The 11654-nt window shown below is 61.6% G+C and carries 6 protein-coding genes; 4 read left to right on the top strand and 2 right to left on the bottom strand.

Features of this window, described 5'->3' with window-relative positions; translation table 11 throughout:
- A complete protein-coding gene (cra, locus tag KBP52_RS14340) occupies positions 1 to 996 on the bottom strand; it encodes a catabolite repressor/activator (RefSeq protein ID WP_077571058.1) in 996 nt (331 codons plus the stop codon).
- A gap of 308 nt (positions 997 to 1304) precedes the next feature.
- Here cra and ptsP point away from each other — a divergent pair, with 308 nt between their 5' ends.
- From ptsP to KBP52_RS14320, 4 genes are all read left to right on the top strand, one after another.
- Positions 1305 to 4166 carry a phosphoenolpyruvate--protein phosphotransferase gene (gene ptsP / locus KBP52_RS14335; protein WP_212622990.1) on the top strand — a complete coding sequence of 954 codons (2862 nt, stop codon included), beginning with the start codon at positions 1305 to 1307 and terminating at the stop codon, positions 4164 to 4166.
- Positions 4166 to 5107: a 1-phosphofructokinase gene (gene pfkB, locus KBP52_RS14330; protein WP_212622989.1), complete on the top strand. Its 942-nt coding sequence runs from the start codon at positions 4166 to 4168 to the stop codon at positions 5105 to 5107. Before ptsP ends, pfkB begins: the two co-directional genes overlap by 1 nt.
- Before the next feature lie 11 nt (positions 5108 to 5118).
- A complete protein-coding gene (locus KBP52_RS14325; RefSeq protein WP_212622988.1) occupies positions 5119 to 6852 on the top strand; it encodes a PTS fructose-like transporter subunit IIB in 1734 nt (577 codons plus the stop codon).
- A 185-nt stretch (positions 6853 to 7037) separates the two neighbouring features.
- The gene (locus KBP52_RS14320; RefSeq protein WP_212622987.1) at positions 7038 to 8579 is read left to right on the top strand and encodes an alkaline phosphatase D family protein; all 1542 of its coding nucleotides are present in this window, start codon (positions 7038 to 7040) and stop codon (positions 8577 to 8579) included.
- A gap of 383 nt (positions 8580 to 8962) precedes the next feature.
- Here the strand turns inward: KBP52_RS14320 and KBP52_RS14315 are convergent, their stop codons facing one another.
- Positions 8963 to 11491, bottom strand: a complete 2529-nt coding sequence (locus tag KBP52_RS14315; RefSeq protein ID WP_212623129.1) for a sulfite reductase flavoprotein subunit alpha — start codon at positions 11489 to 11491, stop codon at positions 8963 to 8965.
- Between the last annotated feature and the right edge of the window lie 163 nt (positions 11492 to 11654).

Genomic DNA, 11654 nt, shown 5'->3' with positions numbered 1-11654 from the left:
TCAGTCCTGGTGGATACGCTGCTTGAAGGTCCGCGCGATGGCCTGCACACCGGGCTTGTACTCCGACTGCTCGACGGCGGCCAGCGCCAGTTCCAGCGCCTTGTCGGCGATCAACTGGTGCTGCTGGGCCATGGCGTTGACCGGCAGCGGCAGGAAATCCAGCAACTGCGTATCGCCGAAGGTGCCGAGGCGCAGTGGTCGCGATTTCAACGGGAAGTCATGCAACGCATCGAACACACCCTGTAGCAGCACGTAGGACGTAGTCACCAACGCATCGGGCAAATGCCCCAGACGCTGCAGGAGTTCTTCCATCAGTTGCTTGCCGCACTCACGGCTGAAGGATTCGGCGTGTTCGACCAGCACTTCGCCTTTGAAATCGACCAGAGCCTGTTTGAAACCGGCGGCACGTTCCTGGCTGATGCTCAGTTCCGGACGGGCGCCAAGCAGTACGATCTGCTTCGGTTGCGGATCGAGCAGGCTCTGGGTCAGGTGCAGGCTGGCTTCGCGGTCGTCACTGATCACCGAGCAGAAGTGCTCGGGTTCCATGACCCGGTCGATGGCGATGATCGGCAGACCTTTGGCCTGTAGCTGCCGATAGCTGTCATCGCCGGCCGGCAGGCAACTGGCGACGATCAGCGCATCACAGCGACGCGCGCGGAACAGTTGCAATAACTGGCGCTCGCTGTCGGGCGCATCGTCGGAGCTGGCGATCAGCAATTGATAACCGCGTGCCCGCGCACCTTGCTCGAGCAGCTTGGCGATCCGCGCGTAACTGGGGTTCTCCAGATCCGGCAGAATAAAGCCCAGCGTGCGCGTATGCCGGCTACGCAGTCCAGCCGCTTGAGGGTTCGGCGTGAAGCCGTGCAGATCGACCACCGCCCGCACCCGCTCGACGGTGGCGGTGCTGATGCGTTGCTGTTCGGCCTTGCCGTTGATGACGTAGCTGGCGGTGGTCACGGACACTCCGGCCAACCGCGCGATATCACTGAGTTTCAACCCGGTATTTCCTTGTTTTTTCGAGCTTGCCGCGACATTTTCGCCAATCCTACCCGATTAGGGCAGGCGACTATTGTCGCAGCGCATCCGACAAGTTGGACTTCAAGGATGGGACATTATCGAGTAACGTGCCGATCAATCTAGATTAAACGTTTCAGCAAGCGTATTTTCTACGTTTTAGACGTCTTTGGCCGGTTCTGCCGTGAAACCGCCAAAACTGCCGCTGAAAAGCAAAGCGGTAAAGCGCCTAAGCTGCAAACCATCCAAAACAATACCTGGCACTCATATAGCGCCAAAAAGGAGATCGCATGCTCGAGCTCACTATAGAGCAGATATCCATGGGCCAATCGGCTGTGGATAAACCCGCTGCCCTGCAACTGCTGGCCAATCACCTGGTGGCCGATGGTCTGGTTGCCGACGGTTACCTCGCCGGATTGCAGGCCCGGGAAGCCCAGGGCTCGACCTTTCTCGGTCAAGGTATTGCCATTCCCCACGGAACCCCGGAAACCCGCGATCAGGTGTTCGCCACTGGCGTGCGCCTGATGCAATTTCCTGAGGGCGTGGATTGGGGCGATGGCCAGATCGTTTATCTGGCGATTGGCATCGCCGCCAAATCCGACGAACACCTGCGCCTGCTGCAACTGCTGACCCGTGCCCTCGGCGAGACCGATCTGGGCCAGGCCCTGCGTCGCGCCAGTTCACCTGAGGCGCTGCTGAAATTGCTGCAAGGCGCGCCGCAGGAACTGGCGCTGGACGCGCAGATGATTGGCCTCGGTGTCTCCGCCGACGATTTCGAAGAACTGGTCTGGCGTGGCGCACGTCTGTTGCGTCAGGCCGATTGTGTAAGCAACGGTTTTTCTGCGGTGCTGCAACAGGTCGAAGCACTGCCGTTGGGCGATGGTTTGTGGTGGTTGCACAGTGAGCAAACCGTAAAGCGCCCGGGCCTGGCGTTTGTAACCCCGGACAAACCGATGCGCTACCTCGGCCAGCCGCTCAGCGGACTGTTCTGTCTGGCCAGCCTTGGCGAAGCGCATCAGGCGCTGCTTGAACGCCTGTGTGCGTTGCTCATCGAAGGTCGCGGCCATGAACTGGGCCGGGCCACCAGTAGCCGTAAAGTTCTTGAAGTGCTTGGCGGTGAATTGCCCGCCGATTGGCCGAGCGCACGCATTGCCCTGGCCAATGCCCATGGTCTGCACGCGCGTCCGGCGAAGATCCTCGCGCAACTGGCGAAGAGTTTTGACGGCGAGATTCGCGTGCGCATTGTCGATGGTCAGGACAGCGCCGTGTCGGTGAAGAGCTTGAGCAAACTGCTCAGCCTCGGCGCCCGTCGCGGTCAGGTGCTGGAGTTGATCGCCGAGCCGAGCATTGCCGCTGATGCCTTGCCGGCCTTGCTCGCTGCTATCGAAGAAGGGCTTGGTGAAGAAGTCGAGCCGCTGCCCGCCGTCAGTCAGCAACGCGAAGTCATCGCCGACATCGCCGAAGTACTGATCGCTCCGGCATCCGGCGCTCAGTTGCAAGCAATCCCGGCCGCCCCCGGCATCGCCATCGGCCCGGCGCATATTCAAGTGCAACAAAGCATCGATTATCCGTTGCGGGGCGAGTCCGCCGCCGTCGAGCGCGAACGTCTCAAGCAAGCGCTCAGCGACGTGCGCAGTGACATCCAAGGCCTGATCGAACGCAGCAAAGCCAAAGCCATCCGCGAGATTTTCATCACCCATCAGGAAATGCTCGACGACCCGGAACTCACCGACGAAGTCGACACCCGCCTCAAGCAGGGCGAAAGCGCCGAAGCGGCGTGGATGGCGGTGATCGAGGCGGCGGCCAAACAACAGGAATCGCTGCAGGATGCCTTGCTTGCCGAGCGTGCGGCGGACCTGCGAGACGTCGGTCGTCGCGTGTTGGCGCAACTGTGTGGCGTGCAGACGCCGAGCGAACCTGAGCAACCGTACATTCTGGTGATGGACGAGGTCGGCCCGTCCGACGTCGCGCGGCTGGACCCGGCACGTGTCGCGGGGATTCTTACCGCTCGCGGCGGCGCCACCGCGCACAGTGCAATCGTTGCGCGCGCCCTCGGCATCCCGGCGCTGGTCGGCGCTGGCGCGGCGGTGTTGCTGCTGGCGCCGGGCACGCCGTTGCTGCTCGACGGTCAACGCGGTCGTCTGCATGTCGACGCTGATGCGGCGACCCTGCAACGCGCTACCGAAGAACGCGACAGCCGCGAACAACGCCTGAAGATTGCCGCCGAACAACGCCATCAACCGGCACACACCACCGATGGCCACGCCGTCGAAGTGTTCGCCAACATCGGCGAAAGCGCGGGCGTGATCAGCGCAGTGGAGCAGGGCGCCGAAGGCATCGGTCTGCTGCGTACCGAACTGATTTTCATGGCCCATCCGCAAGCGCCGGACGAGGCCACGCAAGAAGCCGAATACCGCCGCGTGCTCGATGGCCTCGCCGGTCGACCGCTGGTGGTGCGCACGCTGGATGTCGGCGGCGACAAACCGCTGCCGTATTGGCCGATCGCCAAGGAAGAAAACCCGTTCCTCGGCGTACGCGGTATTCGCCTGACCTTGCAGCGGCCGCAGATCATGGAGGCGCAATTGCGCGCCTTGCTGCGTTCGGCCGACAACCGTCCGTTGCGGATCATGTTCCCGATGGTCGGCAGCGTTGAAGAGTGGCGTCAGGCCCGCGACATGACTGAACGTCTGCGCCTGGAAATCCCGGTTGCTGATCTGCAACTGGGGATCATGATCGAAGTGCCGTCCGCCGCGTTACTCGCGCCGGTATTGGCCAAGGAAGTCGACTTCTTCAGCGTCGGCACCAACGACCTGACCCAGTACACACTGGCCATCGACCGTGGCCACCCGACGCTGTCGGCGCAGGCTGACGGCTTGCACCCGGCGGTGCTGCAACTGATCGACATCACCGTGCGCGCGGCCCATGCCCACGGCAAATGGGTCGGCGTGTGCGGCGAACTCGCAGCTGATCCGTTGGCAGTTCCGGTACTGGTTGGCCTCGGTGTCGATGAACTCAGTGTCTCTGGGCGCAGCATTGCTGAAGTGAAAGCGCGCATCCGCGAACTCAGCCTGACTCAGGCGCAAACCCTTGCTCAACAGGCCCTGGCCGTGGGCAGCGCGAATGAAGTGCGCGCACTAGTGGAGGCCCTGTAATGGCCAAGATTCTTACCCTGACCCTCAACCCGGCGCTCGACCTCACCGTTGAGTTGCCACGGCTGGAGGCCGGTCAGGTCAATCGCAGCGACGAGATGCACACCCACGCCGCCGGTAAAGGCGTGAACGTCGCGCAGGTGTTGGCCGATCTGGGGCATCAACTGACGGTCAGTGGTTTTCTCGGCGAAGACAATCTGCAAGCGTTCGAAACCCTGTTCGCCAAGCGCGGTTTTGTCGACGCGTTTATCCGTGTGCCGGGTGAGACGCGCAGCAACATCAAAGTGGCGGAGCAGAGTGGACGCATCACTGACATCAACGGCCCGGGGCCGGTGGTCGATGCCGCCGCGCAGCAGGCGTTGCTCGAGCGTCTGCTGCAGATTGCACCGGGTCACGATGCGGTGGTGGTCGCCGGCAGTTTGCCGCGTGGCGTGACGGCGCAGTGGTTGCGTGAATTGATCGAACGGCTCAATCAACTTGGCCTGAAAGTCGCTCTCGACTCCAGCGGCGAAGCATTGCGCGAAGCCTTGAAAGCCAGTCCATGGCTGATCAAACCGAACACTGAAGAACTCGCCGACGCGCTCGGTTGCGAGGTGGTTTCCCACGCGGCGGAAGCGCAAGCAGCGGCGCGCTTGCATGCGCAAGGCATCGAGCACGTGGTGATTTCCCACGGTGCTGACGGCGTGAACTGGTTCAGTGTCGGTTCGGCACTGCACGCCACGCCACCGAAGGTCAGCGTCGCCAGCACGGTCGGTGCCGGTGATTCGTTGCTGGCCGGCATGCTCCACGGTTTGCTCAGCGCCGACACGCCTGAACAAACCCTGCGCACGGCCACCGCGATTGCGGCGATGGCGGTGACCCAGATCGGTTTCGGCATCAACGATGCGGCGCAACTGGCGCAGCTCGAACAGGGCGTGCGCGTGCGTCCCCTGACAGAACAATAAGAGGGTTTGTCATGAAATTAGCCATTGTTACGGCTTGCCCGAACGGCATGGTCACCAGTGTGCTGTGCGCGCGTCTGCTCGATGCGGCGGCGCAGCGTCAGGGCTGGAGCACCAGTGTTGAAGTGATTGATGCGGCGCACCCGGAACGCGAGTTGTCGGCGGCGACCATTGCCGCGGCCGAGTGGGTTTTGCTGGTCGCCACAGGCGCGGTCGACATGACGCGTTTTGTCGGTAAACGTGTTTTCCAGATTGCCCCGGCGCAGGCGTTGCAGGATGTTGAAGCGGTGCTGCGTCGTGGCGCTGAAGAGGCTGAGGTTTACGTCGCCAGCGCGGCAGAACCGGTTGCCGATGCGCCGCGTGCGCCACGCATCGTCGCGATTACCGCGTGCCCGACCGGTGTCGCCCACACCTTCATGGCCGCCGAAGCCTTGCAGCAAACCGCTAAGCGTCTGGGTTACGAACTGCAGGTCGAAACCCAAGGCTCGGTGGGCGCGAAAACCCCGTTGAGCGCAGCGGCGATTGCTGAGGCTGACGTGGTGTTGCTGGCGGCGGATATCGAAGTCGCCACCGAGCGTTTCGCTGGCAAGAAAATCTATCGCTGCGGCACCGGGATCGCCTTGAAGCAGTCCGAAGCCACGCTGAAAAAAGCCTTGGCCGAAGGTGCAGTGGAAAGCGCCGCGAGTGACGGCAAGGCACCGTCCAAGCAAGAGAAAACCGGCATCTACAAACACTTGCTGACCGGCGTGTCATTCATGCTGCCGATGGTTGTGGCCGGCGGTTTGATGATTGCGCTGTCGTTCGTGTTCGGCATCACCGCGTTCAAGGAGGAAGGCACACTGGCGGCGGCATTGATGCAGATCGGCGGCGAGACCGCGTTCAAACTGATGGTGCCGTTGCTGGCGGGTTACATCGCTTATTCGATTGCCGACCGTCCGGGCCTGGCGCCGGGGATGATTGGTGGCTTGCTCGCGAGTACGTTGGGCGCGGGTTTTATCGGCGGCATCGTCGCCGGGTTTATCGCCGGATACGCGGCGAAGGCGATCAGTCGTTATGTCGCCTTGCCGCAAAGCCTTGAAGCACTGAAACCGATTCTGATCATCCCGTTGTTCGCCAGTCTGTTCACCGGTCTGGTGATGATCTACGTGGTCGGCAAACCGGTCGCTGGCATGCTCGGGGCGCTCACGCACTTCCTCGACAGCATGGGTACCACCAACGCGATTCTGCTCGGCGTGCTGCTCGGCGGCATGATGTGCGTCGACCTTGGCGGGCCGATTAACAAAGCCGCGTACGCGTTCTCGGTGGGGCTGCTGGCGTCGCAGAGTTATGCACCGATGGCGGCGACCATGGCCGCGGGCATGGTGCCGCCGATTGGTCTGGGCATCGCCACGTTCATTGCGCGGCGCAAGTTCGCCCAGACTGAACGCGAGGCGGGTAAAGCGGCGCTGGTACTGGGGCTGTGTTTTATCTCCGAGGGGGCGATTCCGTTTGCGGCGAAAGACCCGTTGCGGGTGATCCCAGCGAGCATTGCCGGCGGTGCGCTGACCGGTGCGTTGTCGATGTACTTCGGCTGCAAACTGATGGCGCCGCACGGTGGCTTGTTTGTGCTGGCGATTCCGAATGCGATCAATCATGCGTTGTTGTATTTGCTGGCGATTGTTGCCGGGAGTTTGTTGACCGCGATTGTGTACGCAACGGTCAAACGCCCGGAAGCCGCAGAGCTGGCGCTGGAACCGGCCAAGGCCTGACTGACGCGACAAACCCCTTGTAGGAGTGAGCCTGCTCGCGATAGCGGTCTGTCAGTGACATGAATGTTGGCAGATTGACCGTCATCGCGAGCAGGCTCACTCCTACATTGGATTTGTGGTGTGTCCGGTGTCATTTCCGGGTCATGTGAGCGTGCTTAAGTTTTCCTTTTTTCAGGGAGAACACCATGAGCGATTTCAACCCCGGTCGCCGGCGTGTCATGCAAGTCGTTGGCGCCGGTCTGCTGATGCCAAGCCTGGCGCCGGCGGTGATTGCCTCGGTCAAGGACCGCCCGCAACTGACCGATGGCGTGCAGTCCGGCGACCTGCAAGGCGACCGCGCAATGATCTGGAGCCGCAGCGATCGCCCGGCGCATATGGTGGTCGAGTGGGACACCCGCAGCCAGTTTCGTCACCCGCGCCGGGTGGTCTCGGCGCTGGCCGATGCCCGCAGCGACTTCACCGCCCGCGTTGAGCTCACCGGACTGCCTGCTGATCAGGCGATTTTCTATCGCGTGTATTTCAAGGACGCGCAAACCGGCGTTGCCAGCGAACCATGGCTGGGTCATCTGCGCAGCGCACCGACGGCGCGGCGCAATATTCGCTTCGTCTGGAGCGGCGACACCGTCGGCCAGGGTTTCGGCATCAACCCGGACATCGGCGGCATGCGCATCTATGAAGCCATGCGCCTGCGCCTGCCGGATTTCTTTATCCACAGCGGCGACACGATCTACGCCGACGGCCCGGTGCCCGCTCAGCTCACCACTGAAGGCGGGCGCATCTGGCGCAACCTCACCACCGAAGCCAAGAGCAAAGTCGCGCAGACCCTCGACGACTATCGCGGCAACTATCGCTACAACCTGATGGACGAAAACATCCGCCGCTTCAACGCCGAGGTGCCGCAGATCTGGCAGTGGGACGACCATGAAGTGGTCAACAACTGGTCACCGGGCAAGCAGCTCGACGAGCGCTATCAGGAGAAAGATATCCACACCCTGGTCGGGCGCGCACGCAAGGCCTGGCTGGAATATTCACCGATGCGTTTGCAGGCTGCCGACGGTGGTGGGCGGATTTATCGCAAGTTGAGTTATGGGCCGATGCTCGATGTGTTCGTGCTCGACATGCGCAGCTATCGCGGCGCCAATGACGACAACCTCGGCGCGGCGAAACCGTTTCTGGGGCGTGAGCAACTGGACTGGCTTAAACGCGGTTTGAAGAAATCCAAAGCTCAGTGGAAGGTCATCGCCGCTGACATGCCGATTGGTCTTGGTGTGCCGGATGGCGAGGTCAGTCCGGGTGTGGCGCGTTGGGAGGCAGTGGCTAACGGTGATCCGGGACCGGCGCAGGGGCGCGAGCTGGAGATCGCCGAATTGCTCGGTTATCTGCGCGCGCAGCAGGTGCGCAACTTTGTCTTCCTCACGGCCGACGTGCACTACTGCGCGGCGCATCACTATCACCCGGATCGCGCGGCGTTTCAGGATTTCGAACCGTTCTGGGAGTTTGTCGCGGGACCGCTGAATGCCGGGAGTTTCGGGCCCAATCCGCTGGATAAAACCTTTGGCCCGGAGGTGGTGTTCGAGAAGGCACCGCCGGCGCAGAACACTTCGCCGTTTGCCGGGTTTCAGTTTTTTGGCGAGGTGAATATTGAAGGGGGGAATGGGGAGATGAGCGTGGTGTTGCGGGATTTGAATGGGGTGGCGGTTTTTGAGAAGAAGTTGCAGCCGGTTTGAAGATCAAGAGCTAACCCTCACCCCAGCCCTCTCCCGGAGGGAGAGGGGGCTGACCGAGTTGTCTTGCGTCATACATCGACCTGAAAGAACGTGTCGATTATGAGATTGGACACAAAGCCTTTCTCGATTCTGGATTCGGTGAGGGACGTTCAGGTCGGCGTATAGCGTAAATCTCCCCCAAACAATCCCCACCCCGGAGGGAGAGGGGGCCGACGGAGGTGTCTTGCGTCATACATCGACCTGAAAGACCGTGTCGATTAGGAGATCAGCACAAAGCCTTTCTCGATTATGGATTCGGTAAAGCAGTCGCAGGTCGGCGTACATCTCAAGCATCCCCCAATCAGTCCCCTCTCCCTCTGGGAGAGGGCTAGGGTGAGGGGCTTTTAATAGACATCACGCCGATATCGACCCTGCTCAATCAACCGCTCGACTTCGGCGCTGCCGAGAATGTCGTTAAGCACCTGATCAACCCCCGAAGCCATTCCCTGCAAGCTGCCGCAGATATAAATCACCGCCCCCTCCGCCAGCCATTTCTTCAACTCCTCAGCCGACTCACGCAAACGATCCTGCACATAAACCTTCTCCGCCTGATCCCGCGAAAACGCCAGATCCAGCCGCGCCAGATCGCCATTGATCAACCACTCTTCCAGCTCCGCGCGGCAGAGGAAATCGTGTTGACGATTGCGCTCGCCAAACAACAACCATTGGCGCTGTTGGCCATCGGCGATCCTCGCCTTGAGCAAACTGCGCAGCCCGGCCAGACCGGTGCCGTTGCCCAGCAGAATCATCGGCAGCGGTTCGTTCGGCAGATGGAAACCACTGTTACGCCGCACCCGCAAACTGATGCTGCCACCCACCGGCGCATGCTCGGTCAGCCAGCCGGAACCGATGCCAAGGCTGCCATCCGAGTGCTGTTCCTGACGCACGATCAACTCCAGCACGCCGTCAGCGGCAATCGAGGCGATCGAGTATTCGCGCATGGCCAGCGGCACCATCGCATCGACCAGCGATTGCGCATGCAAACCGACCAGATGTGCACGGTGCTCGGGCAATTGCCGCGAGGCCAGCGCCACTTCCAGGGGTTCGTCGAGGCCGTTGATTTTCACTGTGGTCTCGCCACGAATGCCGAGGCCGTCGAGGAAGTGTTCGATGGCCCACGGGCAGTTGCGCGGCAGCACCTCGACCAGGTCGCCGGCCAGCCAACTGCTGGTGTTCGGTGCGCTCAAGCCCAACAGATAAACCGGTGCACCGCTGCTGTCCGGGTTCATCAGTTCGCGGCGGACCAGCGTCCAGTTGTCGTAACTCGGCGCCTGCCAGGTATCGACCGGTGCTTGCCCGGTGAGCAGGCCGAGTTGGGTTTGCCAGTGACGCAGGGCATACGGATCACCGCTGTCGACTTCCACCGGGGCAAACAATGTCTTGCCGCCGTGCTCAGCCAACCATTGGTGCAGGCGTTTGGCGAAACCGCAGAAGTGCTGATACTGACGATCACCGAGGCCGAGCACCGAGTAATTCAGACTGTCGAGCGTTGCAGCCTTGCTTAACACTTTGCGCTCAAAACCGCGCGCGCTGTCCGGAGCTTCGCCGTCGCCGAACGTGCTGACCACAAACAGCGCGTTGTTCGATTGGTGCAAATCCTGTTCGCTGACATTGGCCAGTGGCTGCACTTTCACCGGCAATCCGGCGGCCTGCAATTGCCCGGCGGTTTGCCACGCCAGTTGCTCGGCAAACCCGCTCTGGCTGGCGAAACCGATCAGCCACGCCGAAGCATCGCCGGCCGGTTGAGCGAGGCCTTTGCGCGCATCCTTGATCTGCTTTTTCTTGCGCCGACGATCGAGGTACAGCAGCCATCCGGTGATGAAAAACAGCGGCATGCACACCGCTGCGAGCGTGATGATGATCCGCCCGACCAGGCCGAAGTAACTACCGACGTGCAGCGCATAAATGCTGGTCAGCAGTTGCGCCTTGAAGCTCTTGTCAGCGTAGCGGTCGACACGTTTGACGATGCCGGTGGCCGGGTCGAGGGTGATCTGGTTAAGCGCGCGATCGTGCGGCGAAGTTTCCAGCAGATAGAAAACGGTCGCCGGTTGACCGGCCACTGGCGGCATCCGAATGTTGTAGGCAGACAAGCCGGGACCGGCAGCGCTGTAAATGCTGCTCCACATCGCCGCGTAATCGACGGTCGGTGCCGGGCCTTCCGGCGCTGGGCCGCGACCACCGCGCACGCGCTCGTTTTGCGGTGCGTCGGAAAGCAGCTTGGTCAGGCCTTTGTTGTACCACTCGTACGACCACGACAACCCGGTCAACGCCAGCAGCAGATAGACCAGCAGGCACCAGGTACCGGCCACCGAGTGCAGGTCCCAGTTGAAGGCGCGGCCCTTTTTCTTCCAGTCCAGCGTCAGCCAGACGCGCCAGCTGTTCCACTGACGCGGCCAGCGCAGATACAAACCAGAGAGGCAAAAGAACAGCAGGATCAGCGTGCAGGCGCCAGTGATGTTGCGCCCGGTGTCGCCCATCGCGAGGAAGCGGTGCAGTTGCAGCATCAGGCCGAAGAAATCCTGGCCGACCGCGTCGCCCATGAACTCGGCGGTGTACGGATCGAAGTAGCGCATCTCACCGCGACGTTCACCCTTGGGCGGGGTGAAGAAGACTTTCGCCGCGCTGCCACTGTCGGTCTCGACCCAGAGCATCGAGACCTTTTTGCCGGACGTGGCTTCGATGCGCTCGACCAGTTCCACGGGCGGCAGGACGCCGGCGACTTGTTTTTCTACTTGCAGGACGGACGGATTCAGCGCCCGCAGGATCTCGTCCTGAAACGAATAGGCCGCGCCGGTGATGCCCATCAACGCCAGCACCAGGCCTGCGGTGATGCCAAAAAACCAGTGCAACTGGAACAGGGTTTTCTTCAACACGTCACTCGCCGTCCGTTCGAAAATTGTCTTCACGGCGCGCATTATGCCGTGGGTTATCGAGAAGCGTTCTTTCTTACGCAGAAAAGCCCCGTTCAATTGAATGAACGGGGCCAAGCCTTGCGGCGTATTCCCTGTAGGAGTGAGCCTGCTCGCGATAGCGGTG

The organism is Pseudomonas sp. SCA2728.1_7 (assembly GCF_018138145.1).
Lineage (GTDB): Bacteria > Pseudomonadota > Gammaproteobacteria > Pseudomonadales > Pseudomonadaceae > Aquipseudomonas > Aquipseudomonas koreensis_A.
The sequence above is the reverse complement of the archived record's forward strand: the minus strand, read 5'-3'. Positions and strand labels throughout refer to the sequence as shown.